This window comes from Raoultella sp. T31 (assembly GCF_002806725.1).
In the GTDB taxonomy this organism is placed as follows: domain Bacteria; phylum Pseudomonadota; class Gammaproteobacteria; order Enterobacterales; family Enterobacteriaceae; genus Klebsiella; species Klebsiella electrica.
In genome coordinates this window covers 91845-112078 of record NZ_PIBO01000015.1, presented here as the reverse complement: position 1 = coordinate 112078, position 20234 = coordinate 91845, and the positions used below count along the sequence as shown (strand labels likewise).

Here is a 20234-nt window from a genome sequence, read left to right as displayed (position 1 = left end):
TAATCCGGGATTTCCCCGGTGGCTTGATGCGTACCGGGGCTACGGTCAGAGGTAGCCCGGGTAAGGCGTTGATGCCGCGACCCGGTATTTCCCCGGTGGCTTGATGCGTACCGGGGCTACGGTCAGAGGTAGTTCGGGTGAGGCGTTGACACCGCGACCCGGGGTTTCCCCGGTGGCGCTGCGCTTACCGGGGCTACGGTCAGAGGTAGTCCGGGTGAGGCGTTGACGCCGTAATCCGGGATTTCCCCGGTGGCTTGATGCGTACCGGGGCTACGGTCAGAGGTAGCCCGGGTAAGGCGTTGACGCCGTAACCCGGGATTTCCCCGGTGGCGCGATGCTTAGCGGGGCTACGGTCAGAGGTTGTCCGGGTAAGGCGTTGACGCCGTAACCCGGGGTTTCCCCGGTGGCGCTGCGCTTACCGGGGCTACGGTCAGAGGTAGTTCGGGTGAGGCGTTGACGCCGCGACCCGGTATTTCCCCGGTGGCGCTGCGCTTACCGGGGCTACGGTCGGAGGTTGTCCGGGTAAGGCGTTGACGCCGTAGCCTGGTAGTTCCCCGGTGGCGCTGCGCTTACCGGGGCTACGGTCGGAGGTAGCCCGGGTAAGGCGTTTAGCGGAGCGACCTTTCCCAGCCATTCTGTCGGGCGCTAAAACCCAGCGCCTGCATAAAGGCGGACATCACCGCGTTATCTTCCACCCCCGCATCGCTGACCTGCCAGCGGCTGATTTCCGGATTATTGCGCAACACTTCTTCGACTAAATATTGCCCGACGCCGCGCCGACGGGTGACTTCGCGTACGCACAACGCGCTGATCTCGCCTTCATTGCCGTGCAGCGTGACGCGCACGGCGCCCAGCAGACGTTCGTTAAAACGGGCGGCGTAAAGTCGGTTATGATCGTCCAGAGGGATCGCGTCGGGATCCTGCGACGGCCAGATTTTCCCTAAGTCGATGCGATCCTGATCGCTGAAAAGTGGTAATCGAATAATGGTCAGTTTCATGCGCGACAAGTCCAGTCAGAACGAATAGGGCAGTGTACCCAAATTTGCTGTCTGCAGGGACGCTGTTTTTTATCCGTTCATTAGGGGATTCGTTCTTCTGGCGAGTTCAGAGTAGAGCAATCCGTCACGGATCGAAAAATAAGCAGGATTTTAGCCTAATGTGTAGCGTTTTATTCCGCCTTATGTATCGTTATTTTATGCTGTGAAGGGGACTTTTTTTGTTTATCTTCGCTTGAATACAGAATATTATATTTGCTTAATCGCCTGAAAAATAGAGATTTTAATCTAAATTCAGGCAAAAAACATCGCTAAACCATTAAAGATAATGGTAAAAGTAGCGTTGTTTAATAAAAGCACAGAATGCTTTTTAACCATAAAAATACAAAATATTTACACCACATCACGAACGGGGTTCTGAAGCATGAAAAGGAACGCAAAAACCATTATTGCGGGATTCGTTGCACTGACGATGTCGCACGCGGTCATGGCTAAGGATATTAAAGTTGCCGTCGTTGGCGCGATGTCCGGCCCGGTAGCTCAGTGGGGCGACATGGAGTTCAACGGCGCGCGGCAGGCCATTAAAGATATTAACGCGCAGGGCGGCATTAAAGGCGATAAGCTGGTTGGCGTTGAATTCGACGATGCCTGCGACCCGAAACAGGCCGTGGCGGTCGCCAACAAAATTGTGAATGAAGGCATCAAGTACGTCATCGGCCATCTGTGTTCCTCTTCTACCCAGCCTGCCTCCGATATCTATGAAGACGAAGGCATTCTGATGATCTCTCCGGGTGCGACGAACCCGGAACTGACCCAACGTGGCTATCAGTACATCATGCGTACCGCTGGCCTGGACTCCGCACAGGGGCCGACCGCCGCCAAATACATCCTCGAAAAAGTGAAACCGCAGCGTATCGCCATCCTTCATGACAAACAGCAGTATGGCGAAGGTCTGGCACGCTCCGTCCAGGAGAGCCTGAAGAAAGGCAAGGCGAATATCGTCTTCTTTGATGGCATCACCGCCGGGGAGAAAGATTTCTCCGCGCTGCTGGCACGTCTGAAAAAAGAAAATATCGACTTCGTTTATTACGGCGGCTACTACCCTGAAATGGGGCAGATGCTGCGTCAGGCACGCTCCGTAGGGCTGAAAACTGTCTTCATGGGTCCTGAAGGCGTCGGCAACGCATCGCTGTCGAATATTGCCGGCGCAGCGGCGGAAGGCATGCTGGTAACAATGCCGAAACGTTATGACCAGGATCCGGCCAACAGCGCTATTGTTGACGCGCTGAAAGCAGAGAAAAAAGATCCGAGCGGTCCATATGTCTGGATCACCTACGCTGCCGTGCAGTCATTGGCGCAGGCGATGGACAGAAGCAGCAGCCAGGAGCCGCTGGACTTAATCAAAGATCTGAAAGCTCACGGGGCGAAAACCGTGATTGGGCCGCTGAATTGGGACGAAAAAGGCGATTTGAAGGGATTTGAGTTTGGTGTCTTCCAGTGGCATGCGGATGGATCATCCTCTGTCGCAAAATAAGATGCGTTATCCCACCGCCCGTGTGAAGCGGGCGGCATGAAAAAGGTTACCTTATGTCCGAGCAGTTTCTCTACTTTCTGCAGCAGATGTTTAACGGCGTCACGCTGGGCAGTACCTATGCGCTGATCGCCATCGGCTATACGATGGTGTACGGCATTATCGGCATGATTAACTTCGCCCACGGCGAGGTATACATGATTGGCAGCTACGTCTCCTTCATGATCATCGCCGCCCTCATGATGATGGGGATTGATACCAGCTGGCTGCTGGTGGCCGCCGGGTTTATCGGGGCGATTATTATCGCCAGCGCCTACGGCTGGAGCATTGAGCGCGTGGCCTATCGACCGGTGCGCAGTTCCAAGCGCCTGATTGCGCTGATCTCCGCCATCGGGATGTCCATCTTCCTGCAAAACTATGTCAGCCTGACGGAAGGTTCGCGCGATATCGCGCTGCCGAGTCTGTTTAATGGCCAGTGGATTATTGGCAGCAGCGAAAACTTCGCCGCCACCGTGACCACAATGCAACTGGTGATTTGGGTCGTGACTTTTGTTGCGATGCTGGCACTGACGCTGTTTATCCGCTATTCACGCATGGGCCGCGCCTGCCGCGCTTGCGCAGAAGATCTCAAAATGGCGAGCCTGCTCGGTATCAATACCGACCGGGTGATTGCGTTGACGTTTGTTATCGGAGCGGCGATGGCGGCGGTAGCGGGCGTGCTGCTGGGCCAGTTTTACGGCGTCATCAACCCGTATATCGGCTTTATGGCCGGGATGAAAGCCTTTACCGCAGCGGTACTGGGCGGTATCGGCAGCATTCCTGGCGCGATGATCGGTGGCCTGATTCTGGGCATTGCCGAAGCGCTCTCGTCTGCCTACCTCAGCACGGAATATAAAGACGTCGTCTCCTTTGCCCTGTTGATTCTGGTGCTGTTGGTGATGCCTACCGGCATTCTGGGCCGCCCGGAGGTCGAGAAAGTATGAAACCGATGCATATTGCTATGTCGCTGCTGTCAGCGGCGATGTTCTTTGTCCTCGCTGGTGTGTTTATGGGCGTGCAGCTGGAGCTGGACGGCACCAAACTGGTTGTCGATACCGCAGCCGATATCCGCTGGCAGTGGATCTTCATCGGCACCGCGGTGGTCTTCTTCTTCCAGCTGATGCGTCCGTTGTTCCAGAAAACCCTGAAAAACGTCTCCGGGCCGAAGTTTATTATGCCGGCCATCGACGGTTCGACGGTTAAGCAGAAGCTGTTCCTGATGGTGCTGCTGGTCATCGCCGTGGCGTGGCCGTTCATGGTGTCGCGCGGGACGGTGGATATCGCCACGCTGACCATGATCTATATCATTCTCGGCCTTGGGCTTAACGTGGTGGTGGGGCTGTCCGGCCTGCTGGTGCTGGGCTATGGCGGCTTCTACGCCATCGGCGCCTACACCTTTGCGCTGCTGAACCACTATTACGGTCTTGGCTTCTGGACCTGTCTGCCGCTGGCCGGGCTGGTGTCTGCAGCCGCGGGCTTCCTGCTGGGGTTCCCGGTGCTGCGTCTGCGCGGCGACTATCTGGCGATCGTCACGCTTGGCTTCGGCGAAATCGTGCGTATCTTGCTGCTTAATAACACCGACATCACCGGCGGCCCCAACGGCATCAGCCAGATCCCTAAACCGACGCTGTTTGGCCTTGAGTTTAGCCGCAGCGCCCGCGAAGGCGGCTGGGATACTTTCAGTAACTTCTTCGGCCTGAAGTACGACCCGGGCGATCGGGTTATTTTCCTCTATCTGGTGGCGCTGCTGCTGGTTGTGTTGTCGCTGTTTGTGATCAACCGCCTGCTGCGTATGCCGCTGGGCAGGGCATGGGAGGCGTTGCGTGAAGACGAAATCGCCTGCCGTTCTCTGGGCCTGAGCCCGACGCGCATCAAGCTGACCGCCTTTACCATCAGCGCCGCGTTTGCCGGTTTTGCCGGTACGCTGTTCGCCGCGCGCCAGGGCTTTGTCAGCCCGGAATCCTTCACCTTTGCCGAGTCGGCTTTCGTGCTGGCGATTGTGGTGCTGGGCGGGATGGGATCGCAGTTTGCGGTCATTCTCGCCGCGGTGCTGCTGGTGGTATCGCGCGAGTTAATGCGTGATTTCAACGAATACAGCATGCTGATGCTCGGCGGGTTGATGGTACTGATGATGATCTGGCGTCCGCAGGGTCTGCTGCCGATGACGCGTCCGCAGCTGAAGCTGAAAAAAGGTCAGGCGAAAGGAGAGCAGGCATGAGTCAGCCATTATTATCCGTCAGCGGCCTGATGATGCGCTTTGGCGGCCTGCTGGCGGTCAACAACGTGTCGCTGGAGCTGCGTCCGCAGGAGATCGTGTCGCTGATAGGCCCTAACGGCGCCGGGAAAACCACGGTCTTCAACTGCCTGACCGGTTTTTACAAGCCGACCGGCGGGACCATCATGCTGCGCGATCAGCACCTGGAAGGGCTGCCGGGTCAGCAGATCGCCCGGATGGGCGTTGTTCGTACCTTCCAGCACGTGCGTCTGTTCCGCGAAATGACGGTGATTGAAAACCTGCTGGTGGCGCAACATCAGCAGCTGAAAACCGGGGTCTTCTCCGGGTTGTTGAAAACTCCGTCATTCCGCCGCGCGCAGAGCGAAGCGCTGGATCGCGCCGCGACCTGGCTTGAGCGCATCGGCCTGCTGGAGCATGCGAACCGTCAGGCGAGCAACCTGGCCTATGGCGACCAGCGGCGTCTGGAGATTGCCCGCTGCATGGTCACCCAGCCGGAAATCCTGATGCTCGATGAACCCGCAGCGGGTCTGAACCCGAAAGAGACCAAAGAGCTGGACGAGCTGATCGCCGAGCTGCGCAGTCATCACAACACCACCATCCTGCTGATTGAGCATGATATGAAGCTGGTGATGGGCATTTCCGATCGTATTTATGTGGTAAACCAGGGCACGCCGTTGGCTAACGGTACGCCGGAAGAGATCCGCAATAACCCGGACGTGATCCGCGCATACCTTGGTGAGGCATAAGTATGGAAAAAGTGATGTTATCTTTTGACAACGTAAGCGCCCACTACGGCAAGATTCAGGCGCTGCATAACGTCAGTCTGCATATTAATCAGGGGGAAATTGTGACCCTGATTGGCGCCAACGGCGCGGGGAAAACCACGCTGCTGGGCACCCTGTGCGGCGATCCGCGAGCGTCCAGCGGGAAAGTGGTCTTTGATGGTAAAGATATCACCGACTGGCAGACCGCAAAAATCATGCGCGAAGCGGTGGCGATTGTTCCGGAAGGGCGGCGGGTCTTTTCGCGCATGACGGTGGAAGAGAATCTGGCGATGGGCGGTTTTTTTGCCGATCGAGACCAGTTCCAGACCCGTATTAAGTGGGTCTACGAACTGTTTCCGCGCCTGCTTGAACGCCGTATTCAGCGCGCGGGCACCATGTCCGGCGGTGAGCAGCAGATGCTGGCGATTGGTCGGGCGCTGATGAGCCAGCCGCGCCTGCTGCTGCTTGATGAGCCTTCTCTGGGACTGGCGCCGATCATCATTCAGCAGATTTTCAACACCATCGAACAGCTGCGCGAGCAGGGGATGACTATCTTCCTTGTCGAGCAGAACGCTAACCAGGCGCTGAAGCTGGCTGACCGCGGCTATGTGCTGGAAAACGGTCACGTGGTGCTGGAAGACACCGGCGATGCGCTGTTGGCGAACGAGGCGGTGCGTAGCGCCTATCTGGGAGGCTAATCTCCTCGCTCTTATTCCCGGCCGCCCGGCCGGGATATTCCTTAGCCAGAACGGAGTGCTGACGCCGCTGCCCGGGAATTATCCCCTATATGTGCCTCAGCGCCCACTTTCCTGTCTCCAATCCTTCATCGTCTTGCCATCTCTCTGACGCGTTACTATCTTTTTTTTGTAATAAAAGAGTTATTTTTCTGTAATTCGAGCATGTCATGTTACCCCCGCGAACATAAAACGCGTGAAATCGCGCATCTGGAACAACAAGAGAGATAACCGATGATATCGTTACGACATACAGCTTTAGGACTGGCGCTCAGCCTGGCATGTGCCGGTCAGGCGCTGGCAGTGACCAATATTCCGTTCTGGCATTCAATGGAAGGGGAGTTGGGTAAAGAAGTTGATTCTCTGGCGCAACGTTTCAACGCGGCCAATCCGGATTATAAAATTACGCCGGTGTACAAAGGTAACTATGAACAGAGCCTGAGCGCCGGCATTGCGGCGTTCCGTACCGGTAACGCGCCGGCTATCCTGCAGGTTTATGAAGTGGGTACCGCGACAATGATGGCTTCCAAAGCCATTAAACCGGTGTATCAGGTGTTCAGCGATGCGGGTATCAAGTTTGATGAGTCGCAGTTCGTCCCGACCGTTTCCGGCTACTACACCGATTCCAAAAGCGGCCATCTGCTCTCCCAGCCGTTTAACAGCTCCACGCCGGTGCTGTACTACAACAAAGATGCCTTCAAAAAAGCCGGCTTAAACCCGGATCAGCCGCCGAAAACCTGGCAGGAGCTGGCTGCCTATACCGATAAGCTGAAAGCCGCCGGAATGAAATGCGGTTACGCCAGCGGCTGGCAGGGCTGGATTCAGATTGAAAACTTCAGCGCCTGGCATGGTCTGCCGGTGGCAACCAAAAACAACGGCTTTGACGGTACCGATGCGGTTCTGGAGTTCAACAAGCCGGAGCAGATCAAACATATCGCCATGCTGGAAGCGATGAACAAGAAGGGCGACTTCAGCTACTTCGGGCGTAAAGATGAGTCTACCGAGAAGTTCTATAACGGTGACTGCGCGATAACCACCGCCTCTTCCGGCTCGCTGGCCGATATTCGCCAGTACGCGAAGTTCAATTATGGCGTGGGGATGATGCCATACGACGCCGACGTGAAGGGCGCGCCGCAGAACGCCATTATCGGCGGGGCCAGCCTGTGGGTGATGCAGGGTAAAGATAAAGAGACTTACACCGGCGTGGCGAAATTCCTCGAATTCCTCGCTAAACCGGAAATCGCCGCGGAATGGCATCAGAAAACCGGCTATCTGCCGATTACCACCGCCGCTTATGACCTGACCCGTCAGCAGGGCTTCTACGATAAGAACCCGGGCGCGGATATTGCCACTCGTCAGATGTTGAACAAGCCGCCGTTGCCGTTCACCAAAGGCCTGCGTCTGGGCAATATGCCGCAGATCCGCACCATTGTGGATGAGGAACTGGAAAGCGTGTGGACCGGGAAGAAGACGCCAAAACAGGCGCTGGATTCAGCGGTTGAACGTGGTAACCAGCTGCTGCGCCGCTTCGAGCAAGCGACCAAATCGTAATCTGTAACTTGCCCGGTGGCGCTGCGCTTACCGGGCCTACGATGTGCCCTATGTAGGCCGGGTAAGGCGTAGCCGCCACCCGGCATTGTTCAGGAACCCAATCTCAATGTCATCATCCCGTCCGGTATTCCGCTCGTGCTGGCTGCCTTATGTGCTGGTCGCGCCGCAGCTGATTATCACGATTATTTTCTTTATCTGGCCCGCGGGCGAAGCGCTGTGGTATTCGCTACAAAGCGTTGATCCTTTTGGCCTTTCCAGCCAGTTCGTTGGCCTGGACAACTTCGTGACCCTGTTCCACGACCCGTACTATCTGGACTCATTCTGGACCACTATCAAGTTCAGTAGCATGGTGACCTTCAGCGGGCTGATTATTTCTCTGTTCTTTGCTGCGCTGGTGGATTATGTCGTGCGCGGCAGCCGCTTTTATCAAACCCTGATGCTGCTGCCCTATGCCGTGGCGCCAGCGGTGGCGGCGGTATTATGGATTTTCCTCTTTAACCCCGGCCGTGGACTGATAACCCATTTCCTCGGCGAGATGGGCTACGACTGGAACCATGCGCAAAACAGCGGCCAGGCGATGTTCCTGGTGGTCTTTGCCTCGGTGTGGAAGCAGATAAGCTATAACTTTTTGTTTTTCTTCGCCGCATTACAATCGATCCCGCGCTCGCTGGTCGAAGCGGCCGCCATTGACGGCGCCGGACCGATTCGCCGCTTCTTTAAACTGGCGCTGCCGTTGATTGCGCCGGTCAGCTTCTTCCTGCTGGTGGTCAACCTGGTCTACGCCTTCTTCGATACCTTCCCGGTGATCGATGCCGCCACCGGCGGCGGCCCGGTACAGGCGACCACGACCTTGATTTATAAGATCTATCGCGAAGGTTTCGCCGGGCTCGATCTGTCGGCGTCCGCCGCCCAGTCGGTAGTTCTGATGTTGCTGGTGATTGTGCTGACGGTCGTTCAGTTCCGCTACGTCGAAAGTAAGGTGCGCTACCAATGATTGAGAACCGTCGCGGGCTGACGATTTTCAGCCACATCATGCTGATTGTGGGGATCGCCGTCATCCTGTTCCCGCTGTATGTCGCGTTTGTTGCCGCGACGCTGGATAACAAAGCCGTTTTTGAGACGCCGATGACGCTGATTCCCGGCGGCCATCTGCTGGAAAATATGGCGACTATCTGGACTCAGGGCGTTGGTGCGAACAGCGCGCCATTCTGGCTGATGATGCTGAACAGCTTCATCATGGCCTTCGGTATCACGGTCGGGAAAATCGTGGTCTCGATGCTCTCCGCGTTCGCCATCGTCTGGTTCCGTTTCCCACTGCGTAACCTGTTCTTCTGGATGATTTTTATTACCCTGATGCTGCCGGTTGAGGTACGTATCTTTCCCACCGTGGAAGTCATCGCGAACCTGAAGATGCTCGACAGCTATGCCGGGCTGACGCTGCCGCTGATGGCCTCGGCGACCGCCACCTTCCTGTTCCGCCAGTTCTTTATGACGCTGCCGGACGAGCTGATTGAAGCGGCGCGTATTGACGGCGCCTCACCGATGCGCTTTTTCCGCGATATCGTGCTGCCGCTGTCGAAAACCAATCTTGCGGCCCTGTTTGTTATCACCTTTATCTACGGCTGGAACCAGTATCTGTGGCCGCTGCTGATTATTCAGGATGTGAATCTTGGTACCGCAGTGGCGGGTATCAAAGGCATGATCGCCATCGGAGAAGGCACCACGCAGTGGAACCAGGTGATGGCCGCGATGCTGCTGACGTTGATTCCCCCGGTTGTTATCGTTTTAGCCATGCAGCGTGCGTTTGTGCGTGGTTTAGTGGACAGTGAGAAGTAGGTTGTATCCCTTGATTATTCGTGGCGTCGACGCTGAGCCGAAACCGCGTAATCAAGGCGGAGGATGATGGACATAGTGGGCCTATGTCCAAATCCGACAACGCAGAGTACGCGGTTTCGGCACGCGTCCCGAAGGGCTGGGGCCATTTTTGCCCGGTACCGCGTTACTCGCGTCTTATTTGGGCCCACCAAACTGCGACGTTTGCGCCTTGCCCCGAGCAAAAATAGCCGCCAGCGACGTTCATGAACAATTAAGGGATTCAACCTTTTATGGCAGGTTTAAAACTACAAGCTGTAACCAAAAGCTGGGATGGCAAAACCCAGGTGATTCAACCGCTGACGCTGGATGTTGCCGACGGCGAGTTCATCGTCATGGTCGGGCCGTCCGGCTGCGGCAAATCAACGCTGCTGCGCATGGTGGCCGGGCTTGAACGGGTGACCAGCGGCGATATCTGGATTAACCGCCAGCGCGTGACCGAGATGGAACCGAAGGATCGCGGGATCGCGATGGTGTTTCAGAACTACGCGCTTTACCCGCACATGAGCGTGGAAGAGAACATGGCCTGGGGGCTAAAAATACGCGGTATGGGCAAAGGCCTGATCGACGAACGGGTGCAGGAAGCGGCGCGTATTCTGGAGCTGGATGGCCTGCTCAAGCGCCGTCCGCGCGAGCTCTCCGGCGGTCAGCGCCAGCGTGTGGCGATGGGACGCGCCATCGTGCGCGACCCGGCGGTCTTTCTGTTTGATGAACCGCTGTCGAACCTCGATGCCAAGCTGCGCGTCCAGATGCGTCTTGAACTCCAGCAGCTGCATCGTCGTCTGAAAACCACCTCGTTGTACGTCACGCATGACCAGGTGGAGGCGATGACGCTTGCCCAGCGGGTGATGGTGATGAACAAAGGTATTGCCGAACAAATTGGCACCCCGGTCGAGGTGTATGAGAAACCGGCCAGTCGCTTTGTGGCGAGCTTTATTGGCAGTCCGGCGATGAACCTGCTGGACGGGCGCATCAGTGAAGATGGTCGTCGTTTTGAACTGGAAGGCGGTCTGCGTTTACCGATGAATGGCGAGCATCGCCGCCATGCCGGGCGTAAGATGACGTTAGGTATCCGCCCGGAGCATTTTGCATTAAGCTCCCAGGCGGAAGGTGGCGTACCGCTGGTGATGGATACGCTGGAAATTTTAGGTGCCGATAACCTTGCCCACGGTCGCTGGGGCGAGCAGAAACTGGTGGTCAGGCTGCCGCATCAGCAGCGTCCGCCGGCAGGCAGCACGCTGTGGCTGCATCTGCCCGAGGATCATCTGCACCTCTTTGATGGTGAAACAGGACAACGCGCATGAGCCACTGGCCTTATCCTCACATCGTCGCCCATCGTGGCGGCGGGAAACTGGCGCCGGAAAATACGCTGGCGGCCATCGATGTCGGCGCCCGTTTCGGGCATACGATGATCGAGTTTGACGCCAAGCTGTCGAAAGACGGACAGATTTTTTTGCTGCACGATGACAACCTTGAGCGCACCAGCAACGGCTGGGGCGTCGCCGGCGAGCTGGCCTGGAGCGAACTGCTGAAAGCCGATGCCGGTAGCTGGTATAGCCATGAATTCAAAGGCGAACCGCTGCCGCTGCTGGCCGAGGTTGCCGATCGTTGTCGTCAGCACGGCATGATGGCGAATATCGAGATTAAACCGACGACCGGCACCGGGCCGCTCACCGGGAAAGCGGTGGCGCTGGCGGCTCGTGAGCTGTGGCAGGGCATGACGCCGCCGCTGCTCTCATCGTTTGAAATTGACGCGCTGGAGGCAGCGCAGCAGGCGGTCCCCGAGCTGCCGCGCGGGCTGCTGCTGGATGAGTGGCGCGAGGACTGGCGCGAGTTGACCACGCGGCTGGGGTGCGTTTCGATCCACCTTAACCATCAACTGCTGGATGAGCCGCGAGTGGCAAGCCTGAAAGCCGCGGGTCTGCACATTCTCGTCTATACCGTCAATAAACCCCAGCGGGCGGCTGAGCTGTTGCGCTGGGGCGTGGACTGCATTTGTACCGATGCCATTGATGTCATCGGTCCTGACTTCCAGGCCTGATCCGCTGGCAGACGGCCGCTATGGCGTCGTCTGCCGCTGCAACATCCCTCCGTTGGTATTCGGCAGCATCTGCTGTGACGAATTCAAATTACCGCTCTGGATGACCCGCTGCTGGTTGTTGTTGAGCTGCGTCTGGAGTTGCTGCTGCTGGGCGCGCGCCTGGTTCTGCATATCCTGCTTCAGCATGCTTTGCTGTTGCTGCTGTTGGACCTGCATCTGATTTTGCATCCGCTGCTGGCTGGGGATGACGTACCCCGGCTGGTTGGGGTTGTTGTCCGTATTGAGCGGCTGCGCCAGAACGCTCAGCGGCATCAGCGCCGCCAGAAATAACAGTGCTTTCATGGTTCTCTCCTCCCTGCGTGGGATCACTTAAGTGTACCTCCTTTTCAGCATAACAATGATTTTTTAGGACTTATCAGCCAGGCTTAAGCGGGGAAAAAATACTTCAGGAGTCAGACAATGATAAACACACGTTCATGGCGTCAGGTGGTCATCGCTGCTTTGCTGGTCGGCGGAAGTTTTACCGCCGCGGCAAATCCCGCCCCGCCGCCCGTTTCTTATGGTGTAGAAGAAGATGTCTTTCACCCGGTTCGTGCCCGGCAGGGGATGGTTGCCTCGGTGGATGCGATGGCGACCCGTGTCGGGGTGGATATTTTGCGCCAGGGCGGCAACGCGGTCGATGCCGCGGTGGCCGTGGGCTATGCGCTGGCGGTCACGCATCCGCAGGCCGGTAATATTGGCGGCGGCGGGTTTATGATGCTGCGCACCAAAGACGGTAAAACGACGGCAATTGATTTTCGCGAAATGGCGCCTGAGCAGGCCACCCGCGATATGTTCCTTGACGATCAGGGCAACCCGGATAGCAAAAAATCGCTCACTTCACATCTGGCCTCTGGTACGCCGGGTACCGTAGCGGGCTTCTCATTAGCGCTGGAAAAATACGGCACCATGCCGCTGAACAAGGTGATCCGTCCGGCGATTAAGCTGGCGGAAGAGGGCTTCACGGTGAACGATGCGTTGGCCGACGATCTGAAGACCTACGGGAGCGAAGTTATCCCCAGCCACCCGAACAGTAAAGCCATCTTCTGGAAAAACGGCGAGCCGTTGCAGAAAGGCGACAAGCTGGTGCAAAAACAGCTGGGCAAAAGCCTTGAGTTGATCGCGGAGCACGGTCCGGATGCGTTTTATAAAGGGGCGATTGCCGAGCAGATTGCCGATGAAATGCGCAAAAACGGTGGGCTTATCACCAAAGCCGATCTTGCCGGCTATAAGGCGGTCGAGCGTACGCCGATAAGCGGCGAATATCGCGGTTATCAGGTGTTTTCGATGCCACCGCCTTCGTCCGGAGGGATCCACATCGTACAGATCCTCAATATCCTCGAAAATTTCGACATGCATAAATATGGCTTCGGCAGCGCAGACGCCATGCAGGTGATGGCGGAAGCTGAAAAACATGCCTATGCCGACCGCTCGGAGTATCTCGGCGATCCGGACTTCGTCAAAGTGCCGTGGCAGGCGCTGACCAACAAAGCCTACGCCAAATCGATTGCTGAACAGATTGATATCAACAAAGCCAAACCTTCGAGCCAGATTCGTCCGGGTAAACTGGCGCCGTATGAAAGTAACCAGACCACCCATTTCTCAGTGGTGGATAAAGAGGGTAACGCGGTGGCGGTGACCTATACGCTGAATACCACCTTCGGGACCGGTATTGTGGCGGGGAGTTCCGGGATCCTGCTGAACAACCAGATGGATGACTTCTCGGCGAAACCGGGCGTGCCCAATGTCTACGGGCTGGTGGGCGGCGATGCCAACGCCGTCGGGCCGAAAAAGCGTCCGCTGTCGTCGATGTCGCCGACTATTGTGGTGAAAGAGGGGAAAACCTGGCTGGTGACCGGCAGCCCGGGCGGTAGCCGTATCATTACCACCGTACTGCAAATGGTGGTCAACACCATCGATTTCGGTATGAACGTGGCGGAAGCCACCAATGCGCCGCGCTTCCATCATCAGTGGCTGCCGGATGAGCTGCGGGTGGAGAAGGGGTTCAGCCCGGATACGCTGAAGCTGCTGGAGCAGAAAGGGCAGAAAGTGGCGTTGAAAGAGGCGATGGGCAGTACCCAGAGCATTATGGTGGGCCCGGACGGGACGCTGTATGGCGCCTCCGATCCGCGCTCGCCCGGTGATTTGACGGCGGGGTACTGATTTATTTGCCGGGCGGCACTGCGTTTGCCCGGCCTACAGGATGATGCGGGGTCTCAGGCCCGGCAAGCGTTGCGCCGCCGGGCAAATCCCCGATGGGCTGAACGGGGGTATTTACCCTCCTCCGGCTTATCGATGGGCCGGTAGCGCAGGAGATGGCGGTGAGCGGCGGATAAAATGCCGGGTGGCGGCTGACGCCTTACCCGGCCTACAGGATGATGCGGGGTCTCCCGGCAAGCGTTGCGCCGCCGGGCAATACTTAGCGCTTACTTGAGGCGCGCCATAAAATGCGCATCCACATACTCGCCGTTGCGCAGGGCGAATCTCTTACCGGTCCCTTCCACAATAAAGCCAAATTTGCGGTAAAGCGCTATCGCGGAGGGGTTGTCTGTAAACACGGTTAACTCAATGCGATCGACGCGTAGCCAGTTATCACACAGATTAACCATCTCGCGCATCAGCGCGCTGCCGACGCCACGACCGCGCGCCTGCGCCGCAACGCTCACACCGAAGGTCGCTACGTGGCTGCGACGAGGGCTGGGCTCGACGCTTAGCCTGAGGTGGCCCACCACCTGCTCGTCGACAGTGGCGACCAGATGACGGCTACCGGGTTTCGGTAGCAGGCGTTCCTGCCACATTTCCATCGAGGGATGAGGTAGCTGTAGCGTGTCGTGATAGACCTCTGGATGCGCAGTAAGCTGGCGTAAAGGTTCTGCATCACGCGGTTCAGCGTGGCGTATCACGATATCACTCATTCCTCTTCTCCTGTGCCGCGGCATCGCGGTCTTGATCCCCTTTATTGGCCTTTTAAACATCCCTGACTTTAAAAAATGCGTCAATGCCTAATTTTTGCAAAAAGGGGTAGACAAGTGCGAATGAGAATGATTATTATTGTCCTGCATTCAGGGAGACCCTTGCGGAAAGCCTGAAAGCACGACATTGCTCACATTGCTTCCAGTATTACTTTAGCCAGCCACGCGCTGGCTTTTTTTTTGCTTTTTTGCCGGCCATTTCCACCATCCTGAATGGGTCAGGCGTTAAGTTCATCGCCGGGGTGCGCTATGGTTAGCAGCAGAAACCTCAACACAGGACGGCGTTATGACTCTGCACTGCGCATTTATTGGATTTGGCAAAAGCACTACCCGCTACCACCTTCCGTATGTTCTGCACCGTAAAGACCACTGGCACGTCGCGCATATCTATCGTCGCGGCGTGAAGCCGCAGGAGAAGGCGCCACAGTACTCACATATCCATTTCACCAGCGAACTTGATGAGGTGCTCAATGATCCGCTGGTGAAGCTGGTCATTGTCTGTACCCATGCGGATAGCCATTTTGAGTATGCAAAGCGCGCGCTGGAGGCCGGTAAAAATGTGCTGGTAGAAAAACCGTTTACCGCGACGTTAGCCGAGGCGAAAGCGCTGTTTGCGCTGGCGAAAAGCCGGGGGTTGACCGTGACGCCATACCAGAACCGCCGCTTTGATTCCTGTTTCCTGACGATGAAAAAGGTGATTGAGAGCGGCAAACTGGGCGAGATCGTGGAGGTTGAGAGCCATTTTGACCTCTATCGCCCGGTCGCAGAAACGCAGCCCGGAGTGCCGCAGGATGGCGCATTCTACGGTCTTGGCGTGCATACGATGGATCAGATTATCTCGTTATTTGGCCGCCCGGACCGCGTGACCTATGACATCCGCAGTCTGCGTAACAAAGCCAACCCGGACGATACGTTTGAAGCCCAGCTGTTCTACGGCGACCTGAAGGCGATTGTCAAAACCAGCTACCTGGTGAAGCTGCCGTATCCGAAGTTTATCGTCCACGGCCATAAAGGCTCATTTATCAAATACGGTATCGATCGGCAGGAAACCAGCCTGAAAGCCAATATTATGCCGGGTGAGCCGGGATTCGGCGCGGACGATACGTTTGGCCTGCTGGAGTACGTCAATGAGGCGGGTGAAACCGTGCGGGAAGAGATCCCGCTTGAAACCGGCAACTATGGGCGGGTCTATGATGCGCTGTATGAAACCCTCGTTAACGGTCAGCCAAATTACGTCAAGGAATCTGACGTTCTCACGAATATGGAGATCCTCGGACGCGGGTTTGAACAGCCCTCTCCGGCCATAATAATCCTCGATAAATAAGCCCTCTTGGCTCCTCTGCGATTGTTCATATTTTTTGAACAGAGGAGTCAATTTTCACCCTCTATGATCGTGAGTGGATTGAGTCCACACTGACTCCATCGAAAACATACGGGGGTGCAACATGATCTACTTACGCAAAGCTAACGAACGCGGTCACGCTAACCATGGCTGGCTGGATTCCTGGCATACTTTCTCTTTCGCGAACTATTATGATCCGAACTTTATGGGCTTCTCAGCGCTGCGCGTGATTAACGATGACGTGATTGATGCCGGCCAGGGCTTCGGTACCCATCCGCACAAAGATATGGAAATCCTGACCTACGTGCTGGAAGGGGCGGTGGAGCACCAGGATAGCATGGGTAACAAAGAGCAGGTTCCGGCGGGCGAGTTCCAGATCATGAGCGCCGGTACCGGGATCCGTCACTCCGAGTACAACCCAAGCAACACGGAAAAACTGCATCTGTACCAGATCTGGATTATGCCGGAAGAAAACGGCATCACTCCGCGCTACGAACAGCGTCGCTTTGATGCTCTGCAGGGCAAACAGCTGGTGCTGTCGCCGGATGCCCGTGACGGTTCACTAAAAGTGCACCAGGATATGGAACTGTACCGCTGGGCGCTGCTGAAAGATGAACAGTCGGTGCATCAGATTGCCGCGGAACGCCGCGTGTGGATCCAGGTGGTGAAAGGCGAAGTGACGATTAACGGTACCAAAGCGACCACCAGCGATGGCCTGGCGATTTGGGACGAGCAGGCGATTTCGGTTCACGCCGACAGCGATAGCGAGATCCTGCTGTTCGATCTGCCGCCGGTCTGATGCGATTCTGAAGATGTTTAAATAAATTGCGCAGCCTTCCCGGATGTTTGGGAAGGTTGCGCTTTGTCCGTGATAAACTGAGAAAATGTCTCCCCGTTATCACAGTCAGGAATCACAGTCAGGACGATGAAAAAGAAAAGACCCGTACTTCAGGATGTAGCCGATCTTGTCGGCGTGACCAAAATGACGGTCAGTCGCTTTTTACGTAACCCGGAACAGGTTTCCGAGGCCCTGCGTGGCAAGATTGCCGCTGCTCTCGATGAACTGGGTTATATCCCCAATCGTGCGCCTGATATCCTCTCTAATGCCACCAGTCGCGCCATTGGCGTGCTGCTGCCTTCGTTAACCAACCAGGTCTTCTCGGAAGTGCTGCGCGGAATTGAAAGCGTCACCGATGCCTTCGGCTACCAGACGATGCTGGCGCACTACGGCTATAAGCCGGAAATGGAAGAAAAGCGTCTTGAATCCATGCTCTCATGGAACATTGATGGCCTGATTCTCACCGAACGTACCCATACTCCTCGCACGCTGAAAATGATCGAAGTTGCCGGTATCCCGGTGGTGGAACTGATGGACAGCCAGTCGCCGTGCCTCGATATCGCCGTCGGTTTTGATAACTTCGATGCCGCGCGCCAGATGACCGCAGCGATTATTGCTCGCGGCCATCGCCACGTGGCGTATCTGGGGGCGCGCCTCGATGAACGTACTATCATCAAGCAAAAGGGATACGAACAGGCGATGCGCGATGCCGGCATGACGCCGTATAGCGTGATGGTTGAACAATCTTCATCCTATTCGTCAGGGATTGAGCTGATGCGCCAGGCGCGTCGCGAATATCCGCAGCTCGATGGCATCTTCTGTACCAACGATGACCTTGCGGTCGGCGCCGCCTTTGAGTGCCAGCGCCTGGGATTGAAAATTCCGCACGATATGGCGATAGCCGGTTTCCACGGCCATGATATTGGTCAGGTGATGGAGCCGCGACTGGCCAGCGTGCTGACTCCGCGCGAGCGAATGGGGCGCATTGGTGCCGAGCGGCTGCTGGCCCGCATTCGGGGTGAGGTTGTGACGCCTAAGATGTTAGATTTAGGTTTCACATTGTCACCGGGCGGATCAATTTAGACTGACAAGTTTGAAGTAGATCACACATATTCATTTCTGGCACGAATGGTGATTGCTTATCCCTAAATCCGGCATGACAATGTTACCGATAACAGTTACCCGTAACAATCAATCTGCATACGAGCCTTCACGCTGTATTCTTGCAGCCAGTACGGCTTCGTATATGTGTCCAGTGGGAGGAAGCTTTGAGCACGACTAACCATGATCACCACGTCTATGTCCTGATGGGCGTTTCCGGCAGTGGTAAATCCGCTGTCGCCAGCGAAGTGGCGCATCAGCTGCATGCCGCGTTTCTCGATGGTGACTTTCTGCATCCGCGTAGCAACATCAACAAGATGGCCTCCGGCGAGCCGTTAAACGACGATGACCGTACGCCGTGGCTGCAGGCGCTGAACGACGCCGCTTTTGCCATGCAGCGTACAAATAAAGTCTCGCTGATCGTCTGTTCCGCACTGAAAAAGAGCTATCGCGATATTCTCCGCAAGGGCAATCCGAATCTCTCTTTCGTCTACCTGAAAGGCGATTTTGACCTGATTGAAAGCCGTCTGAAGGCGCGTAAAGGCCATTTCTTTAAAACCCAGATGCTGGTGACCCAGTTTGAAACGCTGCAGGAACCTGGCGCAGACGAAGGCGACGTTTTAATCGTCGATATTGATCAATCGCTGGAAGGCGTGGTCGCGAGCACCATTGAGGTGATCAACAAAGGCAGTAACTAGTGAGTACATTAACGCTTGTTTTAACAGCAGTTGGCTCCGTTTTGCTGCTGCTGTTTTTAGTCATGAAGGCGCGTATGCATGCTTTCGTGGCTTTGATGGTGGTTTCTATTGGCGCGGGTCTCTTTTCCGGAATGCCGCTGGATAAAATCGCGGCGACGATGGAAAAAGGGATGGGTGGGACGCTGGGCTTCCTGGCGATCGTTGTGGCACTCGGGGCGATGTTCGGCAAGATCCTGCATGAAACCGGCGCTGTCGATCAGATTGCTGTGAAGATGTTGAAATCTTTCGGCCACAGCCGCGCCCATTACGCGATTGGCCTCGCCGGTCTTATCTGTGCGCTGCCGCTGTTTTTCGAAGTGGCGATCGTGCTGCTGATCAGCGTGGCCTTCTCCATGGCGCGCCATACCGGTACCAACCTGGTGAAACTGGTTATCCCGCTGTTTGCCGGCGTGGCGGCCGCGGCGGCGTTCCTGCTGCCCGGACCTGCGCCGATGCTGCTGGCATCGCAAATGCACGCTGATTTTGGCTGGATGATCCTGATTGGCCTGTGCGCGGCGATTCCGGGCATGATTATCGCCGGGCCGCTGTGGGGCAACTTCATCAGCCGCTACGTTGAGCTGCATATTCCTGACGATATTAGCGAACCAAGCCTCGGTGAAGGCAAGATGCCGTCCTTTGCCTTTAGCCTGTCGCTGATTCTCCTGCCGCTGGTGCTGGTGGGGCTGAAAACAATCGCCGCGCGCTTTGTGCCGGTTGGCTCCAGCGCTTACGAATGGTTTGAGTTTATCGGCCATCCGTTCACCGCGATTCTGATAGCCTGTCTGGTGGCTATCTATGGCCTGGCGGTACGTCAGGGGATGGCGAAAGATCGGGTGATGGAGATCTGCGGTCATGCGCTGCAGCCTGCGGGGATTATCCTGCTGGTTATCGGCGCTGGCGGCGTGTTCAAACAGGTGCTGGTTGACTCCGGCGTGGGGCCGGCGCTCGGCGAAGCGCTGACGGGCATGGGTCTGCCTGTCGCTATTACCTGCTTCGTGCTGGCGGCTGCGGTACGTATTATCCAGGGTTCTGCAACCGTCGCCTGCTTAACCGCCGTCGGGCTGGTGATGCCGGTCATCGAGCAGCTGAACTACAGCGGCGCGCAGATGGCGGCGCTCTCCATCTGTATCGCGGGCGGTTCCATCGTAGTGAGCCACGTCAACGATGCGGGTTTCTGGCTGTTCGGGAAATTTACCGGCGCCAGCGAAGCGCAAACGCTGAAAACCTGGACGATGATGGAAACTATCCTCGGCACCACCGGTGCCATCGTCGGTATGATCGCGTTTACGCTGTTAAGCTAAACGGCGAAAGATTGCCCGGCCGAGCGACGCGAGGCCGGGCATATCACCCGCCTGATACCGGCAAAATCCCTCTCTGCTGAGCGATAAGACAAAAGGATTACGCCTCGTAAGGCCGCATCAGGCCTGGTTTCCTCCGCTTTC

At 56.5% G+C, this 20234-nt stretch carries 19 protein-coding genes; 16 read left to right on the top strand and 3 right to left on the bottom strand.

Annotated elements, in window-relative coordinates; genetic code table 11:
• Window positions 1-608: 608 nt before the first annotated feature.
• On the bottom strand, window positions 609-998 hold the full coding sequence (gene panM, locus CWM52_RS12930) for an aspartate 1-decarboxylase autocleavage activator PanM (protein ID WP_100684481.1): 390 nt from the start codon (window positions 996-998) through the stop codon (window positions 609-611).
• 421 nt (window positions 999-1419) lie between these two features.
• Between panM and livK the strand changes: the two genes are divergently transcribed.
• The 10 genes from livK to ugpQ all read left to right on the top strand — a co-directional run bounded on the left by livK (window position 1420) and on the right by ugpQ (window position 11763).
• The gene (gene livK, locus CWM52_RS12920; RefSeq protein ID WP_100684480.1) at window positions 1420-2529 is read left to right on the top strand and encodes a high-affinity branched-chain amino acid ABC transporter substrate-binding protein LivK; all 1110 of its coding nucleotides are present in this window, start codon (window positions 1420-1422) and stop codon (window positions 2527-2529) included.
• Between the two features lie 53 nt (window positions 2530-2582).
• Window positions 2583-3509 (top strand): high-affinity branched-chain amino acid ABC transporter permease LivH, encoded by a 927-nt coding sequence (livH, locus tag CWM52_RS12915; RefSeq protein WP_004868550.1) that lies wholly within the window; start codon window positions 2583-2585, stop codon window positions 3507-3509.
• Window positions 3506-4783: a branched chain amino acid ABC transporter permease LivM gene (gene livM / locus CWM52_RS12910; RefSeq protein ID WP_100684479.1), complete on the top strand. Its 1278-nt coding sequence runs from the start codon at window positions 3506-3508 to the stop codon at window positions 4781-4783. The genes livH and livM overlap by 4 nt, the downstream gene beginning before the upstream one ends.
• On the top strand, window positions 4780-5547 hold the full coding sequence (gene livG / locus CWM52_RS12905) for a high-affinity branched-chain amino acid ABC transporter ATP-binding protein LivG (RefSeq protein ID WP_032690417.1): 768 nt from the start codon (window positions 4780-4782) through the stop codon (window positions 5545-5547). Before livM ends, livG begins: the two co-directional genes overlap by 4 nt.
• Before the next feature lie 2 nt (window positions 5548-5549).
• Window positions 5550-6263, top strand: coding sequence for a high-affinity branched-chain amino acid ABC transporter ATP-binding protein LivF (gene livF, locus CWM52_RS12900; protein ID WP_004868545.1), 714 nt, complete (start codon window positions 5550-5552; stop codon window positions 6261-6263).
• A gap of 270 nt (window positions 6264-6533) precedes the next feature.
• A complete protein-coding gene (gene ugpB, locus CWM52_RS12895; RefSeq protein ID WP_100684478.1) occupies window positions 6534-7850 on the top strand; it encodes a sn-glycerol-3-phosphate ABC transporter substrate-binding protein UgpB in 1317 nt (438 codons plus the stop codon).
• Between the two features lie 106 nt (window positions 7851-7956).
• Entirely contained in the window at window positions 7957-8844 is an 888-nt protein-coding gene (ugpA, locus tag CWM52_RS12890) for a sn-glycerol-3-phosphate ABC transporter permease UgpA (protein ID WP_100684477.1), read from the top strand.
• The gene (gene ugpE, locus CWM52_RS12885) at window positions 8841-9686 is read left to right on the top strand and encodes a sn-glycerol-3-phosphate ABC transporter permease UgpE (protein WP_100684476.1); all 846 of its coding nucleotides are present in this window, start codon (window positions 8841-8843) and stop codon (window positions 9684-9686) included. The genes ugpA and ugpE overlap by 4 nt, the downstream gene beginning before the upstream one ends.
• 269 nt (window positions 9687-9955) lie before the next feature.
• On the top strand, window positions 9956-11026 hold the full coding sequence (locus CWM52_RS12880) for a sn-glycerol-3-phosphate import ATP-binding protein UgpC (RefSeq protein WP_100684475.1): 1071 nt from the start codon (window positions 9956-9958) through the stop codon (window positions 11024-11026).
• Window positions 11023-11763, top strand: a complete 741-nt coding sequence (gene ugpQ, locus CWM52_RS12875; RefSeq protein WP_100684474.1) for a glycerophosphodiester phosphodiesterase — start codon at window positions 11023-11025, stop codon at window positions 11761-11763. The genes CWM52_RS12880 and ugpQ overlap by 4 nt, the downstream gene beginning before the upstream one ends.
• An 18-nt stretch (window positions 11764-11781) precedes the next feature.
• On the opposite strand, the gene CWM52_RS12870 is transcribed toward ugpQ, so the two are convergent.
• On the bottom strand, window positions 11782-12105 hold the full coding sequence (locus tag CWM52_RS12870; RefSeq protein WP_100684473.1) for a DUF2756 family protein: 324 nt from the start codon (window positions 12103-12105) through the stop codon (window positions 11782-11784).
• Window positions 12106-12222: 117 nt separating this feature from the next.
• Here CWM52_RS12870 and ggt point away from each other — a divergent pair, with 117 nt between their 5' ends.
• Entirely contained in the window at window positions 12223-13965 is a 1743-nt protein-coding gene (gene ggt / locus CWM52_RS12865) for a gamma-glutamyltransferase (protein ID WP_100684472.1), read from the top strand.
• Window positions 13966-14228: 263 nt separating this feature from the next.
• On the opposite strand, the gene yhhY is transcribed toward ggt, so the two are convergent.
• Window positions 14229-14717 (bottom strand): N-acetyltransferase, encoded by a 489-nt coding sequence (gene yhhY / locus CWM52_RS12860; RefSeq protein WP_100684471.1) that lies wholly within the window; start codon window positions 14715-14717, stop codon window positions 14229-14231.
• 343 nt (window positions 14718-15060) lie between these two features.
• Here yhhY and CWM52_RS12855 point away from each other — a divergent pair, with 343 nt between their 5' ends.
• The 5 genes from CWM52_RS12855 to gntU all read left to right on the top strand — a co-directional run bounded on the left by CWM52_RS12855 (window position 15061) and on the right by gntU (window position 20093).
• Window positions 15061-16098, top strand: a complete 1038-nt coding sequence (locus CWM52_RS12855) for an oxidoreductase (protein WP_100684470.1) — start codon at window positions 15061-15063, stop codon at window positions 16096-16098.
• A 121-nt stretch (window positions 16099-16219) separates the two neighbouring features.
• On the top strand, window positions 16220-16915 hold the full coding sequence (gene yhhW, locus CWM52_RS12850; protein ID WP_100684469.1) for a quercetin 2,3-dioxygenase: 696 nt from the start codon (window positions 16220-16222) through the stop codon (window positions 16913-16915).
• A 126-nt stretch (window positions 16916-17041) separates the two neighbouring features.
• On the top strand, window positions 17042-18037 hold the full coding sequence (gene gntR, locus CWM52_RS12845) for a gluconate operon transcriptional repressor GntR (RefSeq protein WP_100684468.1): 996 nt from the start codon (window positions 17042-17044) through the stop codon (window positions 18035-18037).
• A gap of 185 nt (window positions 18038-18222) precedes the next feature.
• Window positions 18223-18753: a gluconokinase gene (gntK, locus tag CWM52_RS12840; protein WP_004868532.1), complete on the top strand. Its 531-nt coding sequence runs from the start codon at window positions 18223-18225 to the stop codon at window positions 18751-18753.
• Window positions 18753-20093, top strand: coding sequence for a gluconate transporter (gntU, locus tag CWM52_RS12835; RefSeq protein WP_100684467.1), 1341 nt, complete (start codon window positions 18753-18755; stop codon window positions 20091-20093). The genes gntK and gntU overlap by 1 nt, the downstream gene beginning before the upstream one ends.
• Window positions 20094-20234: the final 141 nt, after the last annotated feature.

Coding starts and splice junctions, on each gene's coding strand:
- CWM52_RS12880 (WP_100684475.1), top strand. CDS start 9,956: ATGGCAGGTTTAAAACTACAAGCTGTAACCAAAAGCTGGGATGGCAAA.
- livH (WP_004868550.1), top strand. CDS start 2,583: ATGTCCGAGCAGTTTCTCTACTTTCTGCAGCAGATGTTTAACGGCGTC.
- gntR (WP_100684468.1), top strand. CDS start 17,042: ATGAAAAAGAAAAGACCCGTACTTCAGGATGTAGCCGATCTTGTCGGC.
- ugpE (WP_100684476.1), top strand. CDS start 8,841: ATGATTGAGAACCGTCGCGGGCTGACGATTTTCAGCCACATCATGCTG.
- livG (WP_032690417.1), top strand. CDS start 4,780: ATGAGTCAGCCATTATTATCCGTCAGCGGCCTGATGATGCGCTTTGGC.
- livM (WP_100684479.1), top strand. CDS start 3,506: ATGAAACCGATGCATATTGCTATGTCGCTGCTGTCAGCGGCGATGTTC.
- yhhY (WP_100684471.1), bottom strand. CDS start 14,717: ATGAGTGATATCGTGATACGCCACGCTGAACCGCGTGATGCAGAACCT.
- ugpQ (WP_100684474.1), top strand. CDS start 11,023: ATGAGCCACTGGCCTTATCCTCACATCGTCGCCCATCGTGGCGGCGGG.
- livF (WP_004868545.1), top strand. CDS start 5,550: ATGGAAAAAGTGATGTTATCTTTTGACAACGTAAGCGCCCACTACGGC.
- livK (WP_100684480.1), top strand. CDS start 1,420: ATGAAAAGGAACGCAAAAACCATTATTGCGGGATTCGTTGCACTGACG.
- ugpB (WP_100684478.1), top strand. CDS start 6,534: ATGATATCGTTACGACATACAGCTTTAGGACTGGCGCTCAGCCTGGCA.
- CWM52_RS12855 (WP_100684470.1), top strand. CDS start 15,061: ATGACTCTGCACTGCGCATTTATTGGATTTGGCAAAAGCACTACCCGC.
- panM (WP_100684481.1), bottom strand. CDS start 998: ATGAAACTGACCATTATTCGATTACCACTTTTCAGCGATCAGGATCGC.
- ugpA (WP_100684477.1), top strand. CDS start 7,957: ATGTCATCATCCCGTCCGGTATTCCGCTCGTGCTGGCTGCCTTATGTG.
- CWM52_RS12870 (WP_100684473.1), bottom strand. CDS start 12,105: ATGAAAGCACTGTTATTTCTGGCGGCGCTGATGCCGCTGAGCGTTCTG.
- yhhW (WP_100684469.1), top strand. CDS start 16,220: ATGATCTACTTACGCAAAGCTAACGAACGCGGTCACGCTAACCATGGC.
- ggt (WP_100684472.1), top strand. CDS start 12,223: ATGATAAACACACGTTCATGGCGTCAGGTGGTCATCGCTGCTTTGCTG.